The following is a 19,311-nucleotide window of genomic DNA, read 5'->3' as shown; positions in this document are numbered from 1 at the left end:
GATCCGCTGAATTTCAAAAAGTGGCGCAAGTTACCACACCTTTTTCATATCAGCTATAGCGGGCAGACCAAATACCGTAAATTATAGAGCTGCCGGCTATCTGAGTTGGTCGAGCAGGGCCTTTATCCCTTCTTCGGTTGCCACCACGCCGCACTCGCGCAGGGTTCCGTCGCGGTAGGTGGCAAAAAACGGGGTGCCCGTCAGCTTCACCTCCTGGCTGGAAACCGGGTTCTCAGAGGCGTGCATCCGCACGAACGTAACATCGCTGTAAGTGGGGTCGGAAGAGAACCTGGTGAAGCAAGGGGCCAGTTGCCGGCACACAGCGCAGGCCTCGTCCACGAATTTTACGATTACCTTCTCTTTCTCAAATATCAGCTGCCTCAGTTCGTCGTCGTTCGATTCTTTGATGGTCATAGGCATCGGGTAAAAGGTGTGTTCATGCTCTCAATATAGACGGGTATGAAGAGGGTTTGTTTTGAGGAGGCGCTGAAACCAAAGCCAACTGGTTTTGCAAGGCGCTATTTGCCCTATCCGGTATATAGAACTCAGGTAGCGCCCAGCATCCACGTTTTAAATTCGGGCTTCGCCTGGCGCAGCGCCCTGGCCAGTTCCTGGTCGTTTTTGAATTGCAGTTGCTCCAGCACCCGGTACTCCACCTGCACCTGCACCTGCTCCGGGGCAAATGGCCAGGGCTCTGCGTGCAGCAGGCCGTTTTGCAGCTGCTTTATAAAATAGGTCTCACCGTCCGGCCCTGCTGTGATCTCCAGGGCGCGCTCGCCGGCGGGCAGCTCGTTGCGGCACAGGATCAGGGAAAAGCGGTCGCACCACTGCATGATGGCGTAGGCGCGGTCGGCCTCTTTCCGGCTGATGCCCAGGCTCCGGCGGCTTTCCCGCTGCAGCGCCTGCTGTTCGTCCAGGAAAGTGGCGGCGCTTTTCTGTTCTCTGCGGCGGCTCTCATACAGGAAGCTCATGTGCATGGAAGTGAGCAGCGTGACCCAGCGGCCCTGGAAGCGCACCGCGTGCATCAGGTCCTGCGCCTGCTCCAGGGTGGTGGGCAGCAGCGTGAAGTCGGCGGGAGCACCGGCCGGCGTAAGGCCATCTTTCCCGCGCCAGGTCTTCTGCCGGTTGTCGTGGTTGGCAATGGCGATGATGGTCTCCACCCAGTGCCGGCACTGCAGCTCCGGCTTCAGGTGATATGCCAATTGTGCCGCCAGCACGCCGTGCGCCTGCTGATATATGATTTCCCAGCCTTGCGGCACCGTATTCACGATCATAAAAAAATGTGCTGTTCCTGCTATATAAACTGGTTTTCCGGGCGAAGGTTAAGGAGCACCTGCGCTCTTTTGGTTTTCTTCATCTGAAGGAATGTAATATAGGAAACTCCCCTCCTGTATCTAAAAGGAGGCCCTACACCCACAGGAGGGGCAGGGGTGGTTTAGAAGAAGGCCACGAAGCAAAACGGTCGATGCTACTGCATCGACCGTCCTATATATATGCTTTTTAAACCTAAACCGCCTGCGCGGCTTGGAGCTTTTTGAGGTTGGAGAGCATGTCCGCGGTCATCGTGTCCAGGGTGTAGGCAGGTTGCCAGCCCCAGTCTTTGCGAGCCATGCTGTCGTTGATGCTTTTTGGCCAGGAGGCCGCGATCTGCTGGCGGGCGTCAGGCTTGTAGATGATGTTGAAGGAAGGGATGTGCCTGCGGATAGCGGCGGTAATCTCTTCCGGGGAGAAGCTCATGGCTCCCAGGTTATAGGAGTCGCGCACGCTGATCTGCGCGGCCGGGGCATGCATCAGGTCAAGCGTGGCCTTCAGGGCATCCGGCATGTACATCATGGGCAGGTAGGTGTCCTCGTTCAGGAAGCACTCAAAGGTTTCGCCCTGCAGCGCCTTGTGGTATATATCCACCGCATAGTCTGTGGTGCCGCCGCCCGGCAGCGACTTATACCCGATCAGGCCGGGGTAACGGAGGCTGCGCACATCCAGCCCGAATTTGTGGAAATAGTATTCGCACCAGCGCTCCCCGGCCTGCTTGCTGATGCCATACACGGTGTTGGGATCCATGATGGTGTGCTGCGGCGTGTGTTCCCGGGGGGTGTGTGGGCCAAACACCGCGATAGAGCTCGGCCAGTACACCTTCCGCACCTGCTGCTCCAGCGCCAGGTCCAGCACGTTGAAAAGGCCTTCCATGTTCAGGCGCCAGGCAAACTTCGGGTTCTTTTCGCCGGTGGCGGACAACACGGCGGCCAGGTGGTAAATCTGCCTGAACTTATATTTGGAAACCAGGTCCCCGAGCACCTTTTTGTCCAGCACATCCACGAGCTCAAAAGGCCCGGAGTCGCGCAGGTCGGCTTGCTTAGGCGGGGCAACGTCGGCAGCCACCACACTGGCGGCTCCATATAGGTCGCGGAGTGCCAGTGTAAGCTCAGAACCCAATTGCCCGGAGGCGCCAATCACTAGTACCGTTTCAGGGGTGTTTGCCATCGTTTTTGATAAAACTTTGCGCAAAGTAACTTATTTCGGTGCAATCCTAAAAGTGGCGGCTGTTAGAATGGCAGAAGGCGTGCGCCGTGTTTACAGAAGAGCCTCAGTACACGAAGCGAGATTAGCAACCAGATTTTTCCATCCTTGCACCAAAGCCGCGGTGGGTAGTATAGGGATGGGAAAAGAGCCCCGGTCGGGTTGAAAATTTGATAATGCTGCGCGCTCCTGCGGCGGCGAGCGGAATTTCTTATATTTGTAGAGGGCGCGGGCGTTTTTACGGGAGAGCGCTGCATATATGCCCGAAGCCCGTAACTTTGCAGGGCAAAAGCAGGTAGGCAAAGCCTTTACAGCATGACGTTCGAAGAATACCTGATAAAGAAGCGAGTGAACCGGGCGGCCTTCGCAGCCGGCGAGCCGGCGCGCTATGCGGCGTGGCAGGAGATGTACGCGCAGATGCACCAGAACAGCTTTTATATAGCCGTGAAAATGCAGCTCAATAACGTGCGCCTGCGCTACCACCTGGCAGAGGAGGATATCCCGAAGCCTGCGCCGGCTACAGCCACAGAGGCACCGCGGCCTGCCGCCCGAAGGGCAATGCCCGCCCGCCCTGCTGCCCCTGCGCCAGCCGCTCCGCCCGAAGCAAACGTTCCACAGGAAACATCTGAAGAAAAAGAACTTAAGCCAAAACCAAGGCCGGTTATCAGGCGGCCGGCCACACGCCAGGAACCAGCTGCTGAAGGCGAGGCTCCCGCGAAAGCAGCAGAAGAACAGGCTGCGGCACCAGCTGCCCTAGCAAGGCCGGTTGTCAGGCGGCCTGTTATACCCAAGCCTGCCACGGAAGATGCGCCTACGGCAGAAAATGATGCCACGCCACCTGCAGCAGGAGACAAGCCCGCTCCAAGGCCAAGGCCGGTGATAAAAAGGCCGGCGGCGCTACAGCCACCGAAGGAGGAGGAAAGCGGGGAAGAGGCCAGTGCCCCTGCTCCGGAGCAACCCACGACAGAAAGTGCACCGGCTGCCCCTGCTCCGCGCCCAAGACCCGTGATGAAGCGGCCCGCGGCTTTGCAGAAGCCACCGGAGCAGGTAACTGAACCTTCAGAACCCGCGCCAGTCTCTGAAGATGCGCCTAAACCGCCCCGCCCGCGGCCGGTCATCAAAAGGCCTGCTGCGGCGCAGCAACCTCTGGAGGAAAAGCAGGAACCACCACAGGCAACAAAGGCAGGGGAGGCTCCCGCTGTAGCGGAGGAAGCCCCCCGGCCGCCCCGGCCGCGGCCGGTGATGAAACGCCCGGCGGCGCTGCAGAAGCCACCTGCCAAGACACCCGCGCCGGAAGACACGCCTACCGCGGCGCCGGAGGGTGCGGCAGCACCGGACCAGCAGCCGAAGCCACCGAGGCCGCGGCCTGTTATCAAGCGCCCCGCGCCCCCGGCACAAGCTGCAGGGGAGAAGGAGGAGCCGACTACGCCGCCTCCGGCACCGGAGGCCCCTGAAGAGCCGCAGCAGCCGAAGCCGCCGCGTCCTAGGCCCATCATGCGCCGCCCACCGCCAAAGCCGGAGGAAGGCGCTTAGCAGTTTATATCATAGCGAAAAACGAGTAACGAAAAACGATCAACGAACATATGTACGAAACTTTAAAAGCAGACCTGGAACAGCAACTGGCCGAGATCCAGGAGGCGGGTTTATATAAGAAAGAGCGCATCATCACCACACCGCAGGGGGCTGACATCGACACGACGGTGCAGCAGCATGTGCTTAATTTCTGCGCTAACAACTATTTGGGCCTGTCGGCGCACCCGCGCGTGATAGAGGCAGCGAAAGAGGCCATCGATACCCACGGCTATGGCATGAGCTCCGTGCGGTTTATATGCGGCACACAGGACATACACAAGGAACTGGAGCGCAAGCTCTCCGAATTTCTCGGCACCGAAGACACCATTTTATATGCCGCCGCCTTCGATGCCAACGGCGGGGTGTTTGAACCGCTCTTCGATGCGGAGTCGGCCATCATATCGGACGCCCTGAACCATGCCTCCATCATAGACGGCATCCGCCTGTGCAAGGCCCAGCGCTTCCGCTACGAGCACAACAACATGGCCGACCTGGAGGCGAAATTGCAGGAGGCGCAGGGAGCGAAGCACCGCATTATCGTAACTGACGGCGCTTTCTCGATGGACGGCACCGTGGCCCAATTAGACAAGATTGTGGCCTTGGCACACCAGTACACGGCCCTTGTGATGATTGACGATTGCCACAGCTCCGGCTTTATGGGCAAGACCGGCCGCGGCACGCACGAGTACCACCACGTGATGGGCGAGATCGACATCATCACCGGCACGCTGGGCAAGGCACTGGGCGGCGCGATGGGGGGCTTCACCTCCGGCCGCAAAGAGATCATTGAGATGCTGCGCCAGCGCTCGCGCCCCTACCTGTTCTCCAACTCGCTGGCGCCGTCCATTGTGGGGGCCTCCATCGCGGTGCTCGACCTGCTGAGCTCCACCACGGAGCTGCGTGATAAGTTGGAGTGGAATACGAAGTATTTTCGGGAGAAGATTACCCAGGCCGGTTTCGACATCAAGCCAGGCGACCACCCGATTGTGCCCGTCATGCTATATGACGCCCCACTGGCGCAGGAGTTCGCGGCCCGCATGCTGGACAAAGGCATCTACGTGATCGGTTTCTACTACCCGGTGGTGCCAAAGGGGCAGGCGCGCATCCGGGTGCAGCTCTCGGCTGTGCATGACAGGGAGCACATCGATAAATGCATCCACGCTTTCGTGGAAACAGGCAAGGAGCTTGGCGTGGTGAAATAGGCGATACTGCCGCCGAAGCTGAAGCAAAGCCGCTCCCGGATTTGGGAGTGGCTTTGCTATTTTATATCTTGAACCTGCAAAACAGTGAGGGCACAGCGATGAACAATATAAAGATCAAACCGGGGCAAATGTTGATAGGCACGGTGCTGTCGTGGCTGGTGGTCTCTTTCCTGGCTTACTCTACCGCAGGCATGCGCGGCGAGGCATATATAATCGGCACACTGTTGCAGATCACGTTCTACTTCTCGCTGCTGCTGTCGGCGGAGGCTTATATCAGTATGCTGCTAAACCCGCAGTGGACGCGCGTGAACTTCGGCATGGTGCTGCTGCTTTGCGCCCCTGCGCTGCTTTACCTGATGTGGTTCGTAGGCGAGACGCTTTTTTAACCGACAAGCAGCCAACCCTCCCATGGACCTCTTCGAACACAACCCCCTTATCACCTTACTGATCGCGCTGAATTATGCCTTGGTGGCCGTTTCGCTGGTGCACCTCATTTTCCGGACGAACTACACCGTGGGGCAGCGGCTTACCTGGGTGGTGGTGCTGTGGGTGTTGCCGGTGCTGGGGCCTGCCGCTTACTGGTTCTTCCGGCTCCGGGGAGATTGATGTAATCCCCGTATGCTGTGCATGCATATACCTGTCGCCCAAGTAAACGATCCTCCTTCATCCTGTCGCTTCTGCGGCTTTCGTGTTGCTGTACTATATAGCCGCGTTCACTGCCGCTTATATCCTTCCTCAAGGGGAAGCATAACATTTCTGAAAACTGTACCGGAAGGGATGGGGGCTGCAAGTGCCTTTTGTTGGGGCGCGGGCTTATTGGCTGTGCTACCTCCTGCAGCGCCTTGACAGGGAAGGCTATATATAACCGATCCGGGAGGCAATATCCTGCTAAGGCCTCACTGCCTACGCTGCACTGGCTGATTTTTCGGAGGCCGGGGCTGGTGCGGCGCGCTGGTCTGTGTCGAACAGGAACTGGTTCAGTTTGAGGCGCAGGTCAGCGGAGGAGAGGTTGCGGTAGGCTTCGCCGTTGCGTACGAGGGCAATCTGGCCCGTTTCCTCCGACACCACCAACACTATGCTGTCTGTGATCTCGGTGAGGCCAATGGCAGCCCGGTGGCGCAAGCCCATCGAGGCCGGAATGTCCTGGTTCTCGGAGACAGGCAGGATGCAGCGGGCTGCCTTGATGCGGTTGCCCGAGATGATGACGGCCCCGTCGTGCAGGGGGCTGTTTTTGTTGAAGATCGCCATCAGCAGGCGCTTTGAGATCACGGCATCGATCAGGTCGCCTGACTCGGCGTAGTACTTCAGCTCAGAGCTTTTGGAGAAAACAATGAGGGCGCCGGTGTTCTTGCCCGCCAGCGACTTGGCCGCTTCGATAAACGGCGTCAGGCTGAGCTTCTCGGCCTGTTCGCGGCGCCACGGGAAACCCCGGAAAAAGCGGTCGTTGTTGAAGGCGGTGGTCTTCCCGATCATCAGCAGGAAGCGCCGTATCTCGGGCTGGAACAAGATAATGGCGGCCAGCACACCCACGCCCATAAACTGGCCCAGGATAATGCTGAGCAGCTCCATGCCGGCGGCGCGCACCACCAGGTACAGCAGGTAGATAGAGAGCAGGCCCAGGAAAATCTTCAGCGCCACACTGCCCGTCAACAGTTTGTACAACTGGTACAGCAGCACCGTCACCAGCAGGATATCGATGATATCGAGCAGCTCAATCTCTAAAAAACCTATGCTGAATAAAAAGATCAAAGTATTGTTTTCTTGTATAGTTCTACTGTTTGCTTCGTTTCTTTTACGTCGTGCACCCGCAAAATGGCTGCACCCTTCATCAACGCCACCATGTTCAGGGCTATTGTGCCGGTGAGGGCGTCCGCCTGCGCAATGCCCAGCGTTTTATAGACCATCGACTTGCGCGAGAGCCCCGCCAGAACCGGCAGCCCGAACACGCGGAGCTCGTCGAGGCGGCGCAGCAATTCAAAGTTCTGATCCACCGTTTTGGCGAACCCGAAGCCGGGGTCCAGGATAATGTCTTTCACGCCCAACTGCTTTAACCGCGCTACCTGGCCCTGCAGCTCGTCCACTACCTCCACAGCGATGTCATCGTACTTAGCCAACGTCGTCATGGTCTGCGGCGTTCCACGCATGTGCATGAGTATATAGGGTGCCTGTAGCCTGGCCACCGTCGGGAACATGGCCTCGTCTAAATTTCCGCCGGATATATCGTTTATGATCGCCCCGCCAGCTGCCACCGCCGCCTCGGCCACTGCCGCCCTGAAGGTGTCTACGGAGACAACCGCCTCCGGAAAATTCCGCACGATGGCCTCAACGGCCGGGGCCACCCGGTCCAGCTCTTCCTGTACAGGTATATCGGCGGCGCCCGGGCGCGAGGAGTAGCCGCCAATGTCCAGTATATCAGCGCCATCCTGCAGCATCGTTTCGGCCTTCTGCAGCACTGCTTCTACAGTGCTGAGGCGGCTGCCGGCGTAGAAAGAATCGGGGGTAACATTCAGAATGCCCATCACCAGCGGAGCCTCCAGAGACAGGAGCTTTCCGCGACAGTTGACTGTGGTTTTTGTGCTAAAAAGCGTATCTTTCGCTCCCAAAGTTGGCATATACGTCTGTTGATTTTAAAATTAAAGCTAAAAACTTGATTAATCAAACACTTCAGGAATATGATCTGGTAGTGCAGCGCTGCAAAGACACCTTTGTGAACAAAACGAAGGATTATGGCACCGCCTGGCGTATATTGCGGCTCCCTTCCATCACCGATCAGATCTTCATCAAAGCCCAGCGGATCCGCTCCATTCAGGAGAAGGGAACGCAGCTGGTGGCGGACGATATCAACGGGGAGTTTGTGGGCATCATCAACTACTGCGTTATCGCGCTGATGCAGTTGCACCTGCCCGCCGACGCGGATATGAATCTGCCAGCCGAGGAAGTGGAACGCCTGTATACGCACCATATAGAAGAGAACATCAAGCTGCTGAACGCCAAGAACCACGATTATGGTGAGGCGTGGCGCGATATGCGCGTGAGTTCCATCACCGATATCATCCTGATGAAGCTCTACCGCACCAAGCAGATCGAAGACAACGAGGGGCAGACGCTGGTCTCGGAGGGGGTGGAAGCCAACTACCGCGATATGATTAATTACGCTGTGTTCGCTTTGATAAAATCAGGGTTTGCGGGGTGAGAAATATACAACCACCCTTCCTTGTCTGAGGAGGGGTGTCTGCCTTAAATAAGGCAGCGCAAAAGCTCTGTAGCTATAGTTTTGTTTGCAAGAGTTAAAATGCATTAGAGGCTGAGGTAGCAGGGGAAAAGCCCCTCCTTAGACAAGGAGGGGCAGGGGTGGTTAGACCCGGAACTCTGACACTATATTAAAACATCAAACAAACAATGAAGTATATAAGCAAGTTCTGCTGGCTTTTTGTAGGGGTGCTTTTCATCTTTTCGGGGCTGATCAAGATAAACGACCCGGTGGGCACTGCCATCAAGCTGGAGGAGTATTTTGAAGTGTTCTCCACAGACATATCCCCCATTTTTAAATCGTTCGAGCCGTACTCGCTGTTTCTGTCCATCTTTTTGAGTGCGGCGGAAATCGTGCTGGGTGTGGCGCTGCTGGTGCGCTGGCAGCTGAAAGCCGTTATATGGGCGCTGCTGCTGATGATCGTGTTCTTCACCTTCCTCACCTTTTACTCAGCCTACTTCAACAAAGTGACGGACTGCGGCTGCTTCGGCGATGCCATTAAACTAACGCCCTGGGAGTCGTTTACAAAAGACGTTGTGCTGCTGGCCATGATCCTGGTGCTCCTGTTCACACAGGAGCACCTGAGGCCGGTTATGCGGCAGGCGTCGGGGGCTGTCATTACCATCATCACGGCAGCCATCTCCATTATGGTGGGCTGGTACGCCTACGAGCATCTCCCATACATCGACTTCCGCGCCTACAAAACAGGTAACAACATTCCGGCGCTCATGCAGCCGTCGGCCCCGCTGCGCTACAAGTACATCATGGTGAAGGACGGGCAGCAGCAGGAGTTTGAGGAGTACCCGACTGACACGAGTTTCACTTTTAAGGAGATGGTGGCGGTTAACCCGGAGGACGGGCCGAAGATCACGGATTTTAACGTGTGGAACGACACCGCCGACTTTACGCAGGAAGTGTTGACAGGCAAGAAACTGCTGATACTGGTGCAGAGTGCGGAGAAGGCCGAGAGGGCTAACTTCGATGCGATCAACAAGCTGGTGAAGGCGGCAGAGCAGCAGGGCATCACGCCCATGGTGATCACGAGCAGCAGCGGGCCCGATTTTGAAGTGTTCCGACATGAGGTGAACCTGGCCGCCCCCTATTTTTATGGCGACGGCACCGTGCTGAAGACCATTCTCCGCTCCAACCCCGGCATCCTGCTGCTGCAGGATGGCACCGTGAAAGGCAAGTGGCACCACAACGACACACCGGATATTGAGGAGGTGAAGGAGTTGCTGGTTGCCGAGTAACCTTATTGCCTCTGGCGCATTTTATAGCAGGAGGCAAAATCATATATAGCCGTTCGCCTTCCGCATAATTTTTCAGGAGCTGTTCTCCTCTCAAATTCATAATCTTTACTTGAAGAAAATGAGAATTTTCTTAATCGGCATGATGGGCAGCGGGAAAACCACGCTGGGCCGGCAACTGGCGTCCCGGTTGCAGTACGCTTTTGTAGACCTGGACGCATACCTTGAGGAGCGGGAGGGCCGCAGCATTGCCCAATTGTTTGAGCAGGAGGGGCAGGAGCGGTTCCGGGAACTGGAGCGGGAGGCGCTGGAGGCGGTGGTGCAGGAGTACGGGCAGGCCGTTATCTCCACGGGCGGCGGCGCGCCCTGTTTCTTCGACAACATCGGCTTCATGAACAGGCACGGCAAAACTTTTTTTCTGGATGTGCCCGTCGAAGAAATTTCCCGGAGGCTGCTGGCTTCCGATTTGCAGGTCCGGCCCCTGTTGGCGGGCAAGACGGAAGAGGAGGTTAAGGCTTTTCTGCTGAATACCTTAAGCCACCGCAGGCAGTATTATGAGCGCGCCGGAACCACCCTGCATGGGGAGAGCATAAGCGTTAAGCTGTTGCAACAATTACTCAACAATAACTGAGGAGGCGCGTTAATAAGAAGGTATCCGGCGCTGCGACACACCGCGGCATTCAAAAATTCAGTAATTTTGCAGCATATAAAGTAGAGCAAAATACCACTATGAAACCTAACCACAAAGGACGCGCTCAGATTTTTGAGAACCCCGTTCTTGAACGACTAACAAGAACGCATATAGCCCTTCCGATTTCCATTTTCATTGCCATTGCCACGGGCCTGATTTACTATGGCATCATGCATAGTTTTATCGGCGTGCTGGAGGCCGTCACCCTGTTCTTTACCGGCTGGCTGCTTTTCTCCCTGCTCGAGTATATAGCGCACCGCTTCCTTTTCCATATGGAGACGGACACGCCCGCCAAAGCAAAGATACAATACACGTTTCACGGCAACCACCATGATTTCCCGAAAGACAAGGAGCGCCTGGCGATGCCGCCGATCCTGAGCGTTTTCATCTCTTCACTGCTGTTTTTCGTTTTCAAGCTGGTTTTCGGCCAGTTTGTTTTCGGCATACTGGCGGGGGTATTGTTTGGCTATGCTATGTACCTGCTGGTGCACTATGCGGTCCATGCCTATGCTCCGCCTAAAAATTTCCTCAAGACGCTCTGGATCCACCACAGCATTCACCATTACAAAGACCCGAACGTGGCGTACGGTGTTTCGTCGCCGCTCTGGGATTACGTGCTGGGGACGATGCCCAAGCGGTCAAGGTAACGCAATGAACATACAGCTATATAAAACAGAAAGGGAGCCGGTACCGGCTCCCTTTCTGTTTTATATAGCTGTATGTTCTTATATCCGCGGTCCACGCGGGCCTCTGAACTTGCGGAAGAGCCAGAAGAGAAGCACCACCACCAGCACAATAACGATAATGGCAGTATAGGCGCCTGCTTTAAATATGCCTCCGATAACGTCGCAGCTGCTGAGCGTCAGGGTTAGCAGCACGAGCAGCGACATCACGTAAAGTCTTATATTTTTCATTTTCTTAGATGTTAAATTCAGGACTGATCTTTTTTATGAGTGTGGCAAAGTATCGTCAGTCGTTTATATGATAATATTGCCATGTTAGCTATTTACTGGTGCAGCGGCAAAAAGGTTGGGCGTAGGCCGCCGGCAGGCAGTTCGAAGGAACGCCAAAAGTGAGAAACTGCCAGCAGTCCCCTGTTCAGGGGCACCAGTGGGCGGCTGTTACGGCAACGCTCCAGCAAGCTTTGTTGATGCTGCCAATTTCACTTTTTAAGGAAAGGCGGCTGTGAAAAGAAGGCAGTGCAGCAAAGCCCGCAACCCCAGCGACAGGGGCAGCCGTTTACATATAAAAGCAGCGTACAGAAGAAGCGGCCCAGACAAATTTCCCGCCTCCGGAGAGAGCGAAGAAAGGAGCCGTCTGCACCGTTCACCAACCTGAAAGCCAGCTCTTAAATCCGAAGCGGGTAGCCTCCTGCCTGAACATGAAGCAGGAACGGCGGTTACCTTGTATGGTGTTGGCATTTTGCTGCAGGGGGAGTAGGTATATACAGGTTGTAGGCCTCTTATGGGGCCGGGAAAACCTCTTGCTTTTAGCCGCTATGCTTTAAATTTGCTGTTGCAGCGAGCGCAGAATCAGGTGAAATTGTGCGCCGTTCGCGCGCAAAATATCGTACGCTTTTTTATGCTTTGAAATAATTATATCAACTGAATTGTCTTTACGGATTTATATATGATGAACAATAGCAATAACTCTGCAGGCCCTGATGTGGTGTTGATCGGTGCTGGCATTATGAGTGCCACGCTTGGTGTGCTGCTTAAGGAGCTGCAACCTGACCTGACCATAGAGATATATGAGCGGCTGGATATGGCCGCGGCAGAAAGCTCCGACGCGTGGAATAACGCCGGAACGGGCCACTCCGCCTTTTGCGAACTAAACTATACCCCGGAGCTTGCCGACGGGTCCATTGAGACGGCGAAGGCTGTTAAAATAGCGGAGTCCTTTGAAGTGTCGAAGCAGTTCTGGGCCTACCTCATCGAAAACAACCTTATCCAGATACCGGGTAACTTTATCAGGAGCATCCCGCACATGAGCTTTGTCTGGGGCGACGCGAACGTGCGCTTCCTGAGCGAGCGCTATAAGTCTCTCACCGATTGCCATCTTTTTAAGGGGATGCAGTACACAGAGGACCCGAAGCAGTTAAAGGAATGGATGCCGCTGATCATGGAAGGCCGCGATACGTCACAGAAAGTGGCGGCCACCCGCATGGACATCGGCACCGACGTGAATTTCGGGGAGCTGACACGCTGTATGTTCAACCACCTGCAGGCGCTGGATGGCGTATCGATGCATTTCAACCACGAGGTCCGGAAGCTAAAGCGGCAGCCGGATGGCAGTTGGCGGCTTAAGGTAAAAGACCTTGCATCCGGCAACAAGCGTAAAACCTATACCCGGTTTGTGTTCATCGGGGCGGGAGGCGGCTCTTTGTCGCTGCTCGAGAAGTCGGATATACCCGAGGGCAAGGGGTATGGCGGCTTCCCGGTGAGCGGGCAGTGGCTGAAGTGCACAAACCCGGCTGTGATCAAAAAACACCAGGCGAAGGTATATGGCAAGGCGGCGGTGGGCTCTCCCCCTATGTCTGTGCCGCACCTCGACACCCGGATGATCAACGGGAAAAGAGAGCTTCTCTTCGGCCCATATGCCGGGTTCTCCACCAAGTTCCTTAAAAAGGGATCTTACTTTGACCTGGCCCGGTCGATTAAGGTAAACAACCTGCGCCCCATGATGGCGGCGGGCATCAAGAACATCCCGCTCACAAGGTACCTGATAGACCAGGTGCGCCAGTCTCCTGAGGACCGGATGGCTGCCCTGCGGGAATATTTCCCGAATGCCAGAAGAGAAGACTGGGAACTGGAAATGGCAGGCCAGCGGGTGCAGGTCATTAAAAAAGACCCGAAGCACGGCGGGGTGCTGGAGTTCGGGACCGAAGTGGTGAGTGCCGCCGACGGGTCCATCGCGGCCCTGCTGGGTGCCTCGCCCGGAGCTTCTACCGCTGTGTCTATTATGCTGGGCCTGTTGGAGCGCTGCTTCCCAAACAGGATAGACTCCGAAGCGTGGCAAACGAAGCTGAAGCAGATGATTCCCTCTTATGGGGAGCCGCTCGGGGAGGATGCTGCTTTGCTGGAGGAAGTCAGGGAGCACACCAGCGAAGTACTGGGGCTAAAGAATATCGAGCAGCTGCACTAAGACGGGCAAATCAGCGGCTCCCTGCGGTATAGGAGAATGCATCGACGTGCTTCTACACCGCAGGGAGCCCTGTTTATATAGGTCTGATCGTGAGGGACTTGAAGAGTATAGGAGCCTCTGTGATTTCCGCCAACCTGCTTGCAGATGCTTATTCTGCGCTCGCGCGCATCTCTTCCGGCACAGTGCTGGCGTTAAAAAGACGCAGGAATTCTGCAGGGCCAGCCTCGTAATATTCTTTCTCCAGGTTATGCGCCGCTTTGAGGTGCTTGCAAATCCGGGCTTCATTGGCGAAGGGCATCTGGAATCGGATCACATGCTGGTCATCCACCACAAGCGAGCTTACTATAAACAAAGCGTTGTTTCTGTACCAGTGCTTTTTGCTGATGGCGAACCGCACGCTGTTCTCGAAGTAATGGTCGATCACGGTGTTTCCCCTGCCGGTGTATACCTCAAAAAAATTAGTAACCTCCAGGTAATGCGTCTTCCCGTCTTTGGCATCCACAATGGCCCGGATCGCCTCCAACTGCCCCTGCGTAAAGTGCACCACCTGTTTCTCGTCCGGTATGTCCACCACCAGCAGAAACCAGGGAGCGTCTTTGTAAGTAACTGTTACCGGGCGGATCGCCTGGAGAACGGCGCGGCTCTCGCGTGCATTTGATGCGAAGGGGGCCGCACCCGTCTCGCCCTCAGTGCCTGACGAAGCAGTAATGTAGTCGAAATTTTCCTGTGCCGTGGCGGTTGTGGCTGTCAGCAGCAAAGCGAGCAAGTGGAGAAAGCATGTTTTCATAAGCAGGTTCAGGCTTGTGGCAGAAGGTTTATGGAGCGAACTGCTGGCCAGACGGCCTCCTCCGGCGAGGCAAATCACAAGAGTTAAAGCATTGTGCGAATATATAAAATTGTTTATATATAGTTTAATGTATATATAAATTTCTCTCCTGTTACAGGCCTAATTCATGCCCTGTTTTGCAAGCAACCAAGGGCATTGACAAAGTGGCAACTTTCTACCGCAGGTTGATGGGGAGAAGGCAGCGGACTGCCAGGAAAAACATGTAATTGCAGTCTGTCTGCTCCCCGGCAAGATTAAAATGATAGGCGGAGGAAAATAGCCGGACGTTTGGGTGCGAAATATGCAGCCAGCCAGTACCTGGTTTGTATATTTGGGAAGGGTATATGGGTGCTATGCTTCTGCTTCCATGCTTGTTTAACCAGAAAAAGATGTGGTTTTCCAAATCAATAGAAGAAGTTCTGAAGGAACTTAAAGTAGATCCAAAACAAGGCCTCTCTGACGCAGAGGCGAAGGCCAGGCTGGAAAAGTACGGGCCAAATATACTGAAAGGGAAAGCGAAGAAGAGCATCTTCCGGATGTTGGTGGAGCAGTTGCAGGACTGGCTTATATATGTTTTGATTGCGGCCGTGGTAATCACCCTGTTTATGGGAGAATACGTAGATGCCGTCATCATCCTGGTGGTGATTATTCTGAATGCGGTGCTAGGTGTGGTGCAGGAGGTGAAAGCCGGAAACGCCATCGAGGCCCTCCAGAAAATAGCATCGCCTAAGGCGCTTGTCCGGCGGGGCGGCGTGGTGAAAGAAGTGGGTTCCGAAAGCGTAGTGCCCGGTGATGTGCTTGTGCTGGACGCCGGGCGTTTTATCGCGGCCGACCTGCGCTTGATCGAGTCCGCCAACCTCCAGATCGAGGAGTCAGCACTCACGGGCGAGTCTGTTCCATCCAGCAAGGACGCAACCCTTACGCATACAGATCCGCAAACTCCTGTCGGGGACCGGGCAAACTCGGCTTTCATGTCCACGCTGGTTACCTATGGCCGGGGTCTCGGGGTTGTGATCGGAACCGGCATGGATACCGAAGTCGGTAAAATCGCGAAAATAATCGACACCGAAGAAGAGTCGCAGACCCCGCTGGAGGTTCGGCTTGAAAAGCTCGGGAAAACACTCGGGAAGCTGGCAATCGGCATCTGCGTTCTGATATTCGGGGTTGCGATGCTTCAGGGCAGAGACCTGGCAGAGATGTTCCTTATATCGGTGTCCCTGGCCGTTGCCTCCATTCCCGAAGGCCTGGCGGCCATCGTGGCCATCGTGCTCTCTATCGGCGTCACCAGTATGTCCAGGCACAACGCCATCATCCGGCGGTTGCCTGCTGTGGAAACCCTTGGCTCTGTCAATATCATCTGCTCAGACAAAACAGGCACACTGACGCAAAACAAGATGACGGTCATCCAGTACTTCAGCACGGCAGGGGAAGTGACGGTTGGGCGGGAGAAGCGCAACGGCGCGACAGAAGATGCGAAACTGCTCGCCAGAGCTATGGTCCTTTGCTCCGACGCCACATATGAAGATGGAGAGGCAACAGGAGACCCGACCGAAATAGCGCTGCTGCTCTTCGCCGATGACCTAGGCCTTGAGCGCAAAGCTCTGAACGCGGCAAACAAACGCGTAGGAGAGTTTGCCTTCGACTCAGACCGGAAGCTCATGTCGACGCTGAACGAAGAGAACGGCAGGTTCACGGTCTATACCAAGGGGGCCATCGACAACCTGCTCAACATTTCCACGCATGTGTTGGAGCACGGGCAGGTGGTGCCGTTAACCGACGCACATAAACAGCAGTTTTACGCGGCCACGGATAACATGTCGGGCAAGGCGCTCCGCACGCTGGGGGTAGCCTACAGGCCGGTAGATTCCGTGATCGGCACTTCTGAAATGGAGAAGGACCTGATCCTGCTGGGGATGGTCGGGATGATTGACCCGCCCAGGATTGAAGTGAAGGCTTCTGTTGAAAAAGCCCGGAACGCTGGCATTACCTCCATGATGATTACCGGAGACCACAAGAATACCGCATATGCCATTGCGCACGAACTGGGGATAGCCGAAAATATCAGCCAGGCCATTACAGGGCAGGAAATCGACGCGTTCACAGAGCAGGCGTTCAGTGAAAAGGTTTCCGGCTTCCGGGTGTTTGCACGCGTTTCCCCGGAGCATAAGGTCAAGATCGTGCGTGCCCTGAAAGCGCATGGCAACATCGTATCCATGACAGGCGACGGCGTGAACGATGCACCTTCCCTGAATGCGGCTGATATCGGCGTGGCCATGGGCATTACGGGCACCGACGTTGCCAAAAGCGCTTCCGATATGATCCTGACCGACGACAACTTCGCCACCATTGTATCCGCCATTGAGCAGGGGCGCAATATTTATAACAATATCAGGAAGGCTGTTATCTTCCTCCTGACCTGCAACCTGGGCGAGGTGGTCGCCATGTTTATGACACTGCTGATAGGCTGGGAGGCGCCTTTGATCGCTACCCAACTGCTTTGGATCAACCTCATCACAGACTCCCTGCCGGCAGTGGCCCTGGGCATGGATCCCGGGGACCCGGATGTGATGCAGGAAAAGCCGCGTGACCCGGAAGAAAGCTTCTTTGCAGGTGGCGCAGGCATACGGGCGGTAGGAGGTGGCCTGCTGATCGGGGGCCTGACGATCCTCGCCTTTTGGTTTGGCTATTATGAGCACGGCTACAGCCCCTTCGATGATGTTGTACCGGTAGACACGCTGGAGAATGCCCGCACGCTGGCTTTCATGACGCTGGTTGCCTGCCAGCTTTTCTACTCGCTGGCGATGCGGAACCCTGTAAAGTCTATTTTCCGGATCGGTGTGTTCTCGAATAAGTACCTGCTCGGAGCCATTTTGCTTGGGCTTGTGCTGCAGTTGGTCGTCATCGGCATCCCCTTTATGCAGGAGGCCTTTAATCTGCAGATGCTCGATGTTCAGGGCTGGGTGATGGTCCTTTTCCTGGGCCTGGTTCCGCTGCTGATAAACGAGCTGTTCAAGATATTTCTTCGGGTACGCCAGCGAAAAGCCTTGGCCTGAGTTCCTGCTGCCGTAAAGTCTCGCGCGGCTGCATTTGCGTTGGCAGCGGCAGGCTAATGTGGGCGTGTGCGTAGGGCAGTCGCATTCCTGCGCGCTAAAAAGCCAGCCTGGTGCCAAAGCCAAAGAAGTTTATCGGAAGCCTCTGGCAGCCGCTTCCTGATGCTGCAGCCTTGCACGAGTCCCCTTTTCATAATTGCTTCGGTTAATTTTACAGAATATGTTTAAAAATAAAAAAGCCACTTAACGATATTACTCGTAAGTGGCTTTTTCAAGCTCCCCCTCCTGGGCTCGAACCAGGGACCCCATGATTAACAGTCATGTGCTCTAACCAACTGAGCTAAGGAGGAATTTTACTATATCAGCGGCTTTTCTGCTGATTGATGGTGCAATATTACGGCAGTTTTGCTTATCACGCAAGTAGGCACCGCTAAAATTTTTATGACAGCTTCTAAATTATTGAGAATCAAATTAAAAAGATTAGTTCTTTATATACAGCACAGAGCCCATTAAGGCTGTCTGGTACTGCCGCAGGCCATATACGGCTGGTCCGCCCGTTACCTCTCCCTGCAGGTTAAACTGTGAGCCGCAGCAGTCGTCCACGATAAACAAGTTCGATGCGTCTACTTTAATCTCTGAGCAGGAGGCGGTGGGGTCGTAGGGGCAGGCGCGCTCGAAGGCATAGTACTGGCCTGCGTTCTGGCGCACGACCAAAAGGCCCTTGTACCCGCCGGGTATATAGGCATAGCCGCCGTCCTGGCGCAGCATAGGAAACAGCTGGCTGTTTACGTTTATCTGCTCATCCACCACCACATCCGGTATGCGTGGACCGGCACCGTTGCTGTCGCGGCAGGCCGTAACAAACAGGAGCAGGAGCGGGAGCAGCGCCCAACGTTTACGCATAGGTATAAAAGCCTTTGCCCGACTTGCGGCCGTGGTGCCCGGCGTCCACTTTTTGCTGCTGTATGCGGCTTGGTCTGAATTTAGCGTCATAATGGAATGCCTCGAACATGGAGGCAGTTACTGCATAATTAGTATCAACACCGATCAGGTCCATGAGTTCAAAAGGCCCCATTTTAAAGCCGCTCGCCTGCATTAGTTTGTCGATGGTTTCTACATCCGCCACACCTTCCTCGAGCAGTTTCAGACCCTCCACGTAGAAATGCCGCGCCACGCGGTTCACAATAAAGCCAGGGGAGTCTTTTGCCATTACGGCAGTCTTGCCAAGCTTTTCGGCCAGCGCCTTTACCGTTTGGGCAGTGGCAGGGGAGGTCGCTGCACCGGAGATCACCTCTACCAGTTTCATGATATGGGCCGGGTTGAAAAAGTGCATGCCCACCACGCGCCCCGGATTTGATATGCCGGAGGCGATCCGCGTGATCGGGATAGAGGAGGTATTGGAAGCAAGTATGGTGTCTGGGGTGTTGATGCTGGCCAGTTCCTTGAAAATGCTTTGTTTCACCTCCAGGCGCTCCACCACGGCCTCGATAATCACATCGCAGCTTAGCTGCAGCGTGTCGCCGGTAAAGGTGAGAAGTTCCAGCGCGGCCTCCTTGTCTGCGGCTGTCAGTTTGCCGAGCGCGAGGCCTTTGTCCAGTTGCTGCGAGGTGGTTTTCTTCGCCTTCTCCAGCACCTGCCCGTTTATATCAAACAGAAACGTTTTAAAACCCGCCTGCGCACAAAGCTGCGCGATGCCCTGCCCCATCGTACCGGCACCTACTACCCCGATTGTATTGATTTCCTCCAGCTGCATGGCTTGATGGTTAGATTGCTAAATGATTGAATAATTATGATATAGGATTATGACTTTAC

The 19,311-nt window shown here is 55.4% G+C and carries 19 protein-coding genes and 1 tRNA gene; 10 read left to right on the top strand and 10 right to left on the bottom strand.

What is annotated here, in order from left to right; all coding sequences use genetic code 11:
- Window positions 1-96: 96 nt before the first annotated feature.
- The 3 genes from ABD920_RS13470 to ABD920_RS13460 all read right to left on the bottom strand — a co-directional run bounded on the left by ABD920_RS13470 (window position 97) and on the right by ABD920_RS13460 (window position 2,481).
- Window positions 97-414, bottom strand: a complete 318-nt coding sequence (locus tag ABD920_RS13470; RefSeq protein WP_345159724.1) for a thioredoxin family protein — start codon at window positions 412-414, stop codon at window positions 97-99.
- Window positions 415-545: 131 nt separating this feature from the next.
- Complete coding sequence (locus ABD920_RS13465) at window positions 546-1,274, bottom strand: DUF3891 family protein (RefSeq protein WP_345159723.1); 729 nt, start codon at window positions 1,272-1,274, stop codon at window positions 546-548.
- 232 nt (window positions 1,275-1,506) lie between these two features.
- Window positions 1,507-2,481 (bottom strand): NAD-dependent epimerase/dehydratase family protein, encoded by a 975-nt coding sequence (locus ABD920_RS13460; protein WP_345159721.1) that lies wholly within the window; start codon window positions 2,479-2,481, stop codon window positions 1,507-1,509.
- A 351-nt stretch (window positions 2,482-2,832) separates the two neighbouring features.
- Here ABD920_RS13460 and ABD920_RS13455 point away from each other — a divergent pair, with 351 nt between their 5' ends.
- From ABD920_RS13455 to ABD920_RS13440, 4 genes are all read left to right on the top strand, one after another.
- Window positions 2,833-4,050, top strand: a complete 1,218-nt coding sequence (locus tag ABD920_RS13455) for a hypothetical protein (RefSeq protein WP_345159720.1) — start codon at window positions 2,833-2,835, stop codon at window positions 4,048-4,050.
- Between the two features lie 50 nt (window positions 4,051-4,100).
- Window positions 4,101-5,291: a glycine C-acetyltransferase gene (kbl, locus tag ABD920_RS13450; RefSeq protein WP_345159718.1), complete on the top strand. Its 1,191-nt coding sequence runs from the start codon at window positions 4,101-4,103 to the stop codon at window positions 5,289-5,291.
- A 98-nt stretch (window positions 5,292-5,389) separates the two neighbouring features.
- On the top strand, window positions 5,390-5,677 hold the full coding sequence (locus tag ABD920_RS13445) for a hypothetical protein (RefSeq protein WP_345159716.1): 288 nt from the start codon (window positions 5,390-5,392) through the stop codon (window positions 5,675-5,677).
- Window positions 5,678-5,699: 22 nt separating this feature from the next.
- Window positions 5,700-5,897, top strand: coding sequence for a PLDc N-terminal domain-containing protein (locus ABD920_RS13440; RefSeq protein ID WP_345159715.1), 198 nt, complete (start codon window positions 5,700-5,702; stop codon window positions 5,895-5,897).
- Between the two features lie 297 nt (window positions 5,898-6,194).
- On the opposite strand, the gene cdaA is transcribed toward ABD920_RS13440, so the two are convergent.
- Window positions 6,195-7,040: a diadenylate cyclase CdaA gene (gene cdaA, locus ABD920_RS13435; RefSeq protein ID WP_345159714.1), complete on the bottom strand. Its 846-nt coding sequence runs from the start codon at window positions 7,038-7,040 to the stop codon at window positions 6,195-6,197.
- Window positions 7,037-7,903, bottom strand: a complete 867-nt coding sequence (gene folP / locus ABD920_RS13430; protein WP_345159713.1) for a dihydropteroate synthase — start codon at window positions 7,901-7,903, stop codon at window positions 7,037-7,039. The genes cdaA and folP overlap by 4 nt, the downstream gene beginning before the upstream one ends.
- 35 nt (window positions 7,904-7,938) lie before the next feature.
- Here folP and ABD920_RS13425 point away from each other — a divergent pair, with 35 nt between their 5' ends.
- The 4 genes from ABD920_RS13425 to ABD920_RS13410 all read left to right on the top strand — a co-directional run bounded on the left by ABD920_RS13425 (window position 7,939) and on the right by ABD920_RS13410 (window position 11,126).
- On the top strand, window positions 7,939-8,484 hold the full coding sequence (locus tag ABD920_RS13425) for a DUF1599 domain-containing protein (RefSeq protein WP_345159712.1): 546 nt from the start codon (window positions 7,939-7,941) through the stop codon (window positions 8,482-8,484).
- Between the two features lie 206 nt (window positions 8,485-8,690).
- A complete protein-coding gene (locus ABD920_RS13420) occupies window positions 8,691-9,791 on the top strand; it encodes a BT_3928 family protein (RefSeq protein WP_345159711.1) in 1,101 nt (366 codons plus the stop codon).
- Window positions 9,792-9,909: 118 nt separating this feature from the next.
- Window positions 9,910-10,419 carry a shikimate kinase gene (locus tag ABD920_RS13415; RefSeq protein WP_345159709.1) on the top strand — a complete coding sequence of 170 codons (510 nt, stop codon included), beginning with the start codon at window positions 9,910-9,912 and terminating at the stop codon, window positions 10,417-10,419.
- Window positions 10,420-10,517: 98 nt separating this feature from the next.
- Window positions 10,518-11,126, top strand: coding sequence for a sterol desaturase family protein (locus ABD920_RS13410; protein ID WP_345159707.1), 609 nt, complete (start codon window positions 10,518-10,520; stop codon window positions 11,124-11,126).
- Window positions 11,127-11,204: 78 nt separating this feature from the next.
- Here the strand turns inward: ABD920_RS13410 and ABD920_RS13405 are convergent, their stop codons facing one another.
- On the bottom strand, window positions 11,205-11,393 hold the full coding sequence (locus tag ABD920_RS13405) for a hypothetical protein (RefSeq protein WP_345159705.1): 189 nt from the start codon (window positions 11,391-11,393) through the stop codon (window positions 11,205-11,207).
- Between the two features lie 715 nt (window positions 11,394-12,108).
- Here ABD920_RS13405 and ABD920_RS13400 point away from each other — a divergent pair.
- A complete protein-coding gene (locus ABD920_RS13400; RefSeq protein ID WP_425568618.1) occupies window positions 12,109-13,623 on the top strand; it encodes a malate:quinone oxidoreductase in 1,515 nt (504 codons plus the stop codon).
- 148 nt (window positions 13,624-13,771) lie between these two features.
- Here the strand turns inward: ABD920_RS13400 and ABD920_RS13395 are convergent, their stop codons facing one another.
- Window positions 13,772-14,410 carry a hypothetical protein gene (locus tag ABD920_RS13395; RefSeq protein ID WP_345159703.1) on the bottom strand — a complete coding sequence of 213 codons (639 nt, stop codon included), beginning with the start codon at window positions 14,408-14,410 and terminating at the stop codon, window positions 13,772-13,774.
- A 428-nt stretch (window positions 14,411-14,838) separates the two neighbouring features.
- Between ABD920_RS13395 and ABD920_RS13390 the strand changes: the two genes are divergently transcribed.
- On the top strand, window positions 14,839-17,502 hold the full coding sequence (locus ABD920_RS13390; protein WP_345159702.1) for a cation-translocating P-type ATPase: 2,664 nt from the start codon (window positions 14,839-14,841) through the stop codon (window positions 17,500-17,502).
- 273 nt (window positions 17,503-17,775) lie between these two features.
- Here ABD920_RS13390 and ABD920_RS13385 read toward each other — a convergent pair.
- The 3 genes from ABD920_RS13385 to ABD920_RS13375 all read right to left on the bottom strand — a co-directional run bounded on the left by ABD920_RS13385 (window position 17,776) and on the right by ABD920_RS13375 (window position 19,252).
- Window positions 17,776-17,849, bottom strand: a tRNA-Asn gene (locus ABD920_RS13385).
- A 130-nt stretch (window positions 17,850-17,979) separates the two neighbouring features.
- A complete protein-coding gene (locus tag ABD920_RS13380) occupies window positions 17,980-18,402 on the bottom strand; it encodes a Rieske (2Fe-2S) protein (protein ID WP_345159701.1) in 423 nt (140 codons plus the stop codon).
- Window positions 18,395-19,252, bottom strand: coding sequence for a 3-hydroxyacyl-CoA dehydrogenase family protein (locus tag ABD920_RS13375; protein WP_345159699.1), 858 nt, complete (start codon window positions 19,250-19,252; stop codon window positions 18,395-18,397). The genes ABD920_RS13380 and ABD920_RS13375 overlap by 8 nt, the downstream gene beginning before the upstream one ends.
- Window positions 19,253-19,311 lie beyond the last annotated feature (59 nt).

Source organism: Pontibacter saemangeumensis, from assembly GCF_039541895.1.
Classification (GTDB): Bacteria; Bacteroidota; Bacteroidia; order Cytophagales; family Hymenobacteraceae; genus Pontibacter; species Pontibacter saemangeumensis.
The sequence above is the reverse complement of the archived record's forward strand: the minus strand, read 5'-3'. Positions and strand labels throughout refer to the sequence as shown.

Excerpts from the sequence above, each read along its gene's own strand:
- ABD920_RS13440 (WP_345159715.1), top strand. The coding sequence starts at position 5,700 with ATGGACCTCTTCGAACACAACCCCCTTATCACCTTACTGATCGCGCTG.
- ABD920_RS13415 (WP_345159709.1), top strand. The coding sequence starts at position 9,910 with ATGAGAATTTTCTTAATCGGCATGATGGGCAGCGGGAAAACCACGCTG.
- folP (WP_345159713.1), bottom strand. The coding sequence starts at position 7,903 with ATGCCAACTTTGGGAGCGAAAGATACGCTTTTTAGCACAAAAACCACA.
- ABD920_RS13420 (WP_345159711.1), top strand. The coding sequence starts at position 8,691 with ATGAAGTATATAAGCAAGTTCTGCTGGCTTTTTGTAGGGGTGCTTTTC.
- ABD920_RS13455 (WP_345159720.1), top strand. The coding sequence starts at position 2,833 with ATGACGTTCGAAGAATACCTGATAAAGAAGCGAGTGAACCGGGCGGCC.
- ABD920_RS13465 (WP_345159723.1), bottom strand. The coding sequence starts at position 1,274 with ATGATCGTGAATACGGTGCCGCAAGGCTGGGAAATCATATATCAGCAG.
- ABD920_RS13460 (WP_345159721.1), bottom strand. The coding sequence starts at position 2,481 with ATGGCAAACACCCCTGAAACGGTACTAGTGATTGGCGCCTCCGGGCAA.
- ABD920_RS13410 (WP_345159707.1), top strand. The coding sequence starts at position 10,518 with ATGAAACCTAACCACAAAGGACGCGCTCAGATTTTTGAGAACCCCGTT.
- ABD920_RS13395 (WP_345159703.1), bottom strand. The coding sequence starts at position 14,410 with ATGAAAACATGCTTTCTCCACTTGCTCGCTTTGCTGCTGACAGCCACA.
- ABD920_RS13445 (WP_345159716.1), top strand. The coding sequence starts at position 5,390 with ATGAACAATATAAAGATCAAACCGGGGCAAATGTTGATAGGCACGGTG.
- ABD920_RS13470 (WP_345159724.1), bottom strand. The coding sequence starts at position 414 with ATGACCATCAAAGAATCGAACGACGACGAACTGAGGCAGCTGATATTT.
- ABD920_RS13405 (WP_345159705.1), bottom strand. The coding sequence starts at position 11,393 with ATGAAAAATATAAGACTTTACGTGATGTCGCTGCTCGTGCTGCTAACC.
- kbl (WP_345159718.1), top strand. The coding sequence starts at position 4,101 with ATGTACGAAACTTTAAAAGCAGACCTGGAACAGCAACTGGCCGAGATC.
- ABD920_RS13390 (WP_345159702.1), top strand. The coding sequence starts at position 14,839 with ATGTGGTTTTCCAAATCAATAGAAGAAGTTCTGAAGGAACTTAAAGTA.
- ABD920_RS13400 (WP_425568618.1), top strand. The coding sequence starts at position 12,109 with ATGATGAACAATAGCAATAACTCTGCAGGCCCTGATGTGGTGTTGATC.
- ABD920_RS13380 (WP_345159701.1), bottom strand. The coding sequence starts at position 18,402 with ATGCGTAAACGTTGGGCGCTGCTCCCGCTCCTGCTCCTGTTTGTTACG.
- ABD920_RS13375 (WP_345159699.1), bottom strand. The coding sequence starts at position 19,252 with ATGCAGCTGGAGGAAATCAATACAATCGGGGTAGTAGGTGCCGGTACG.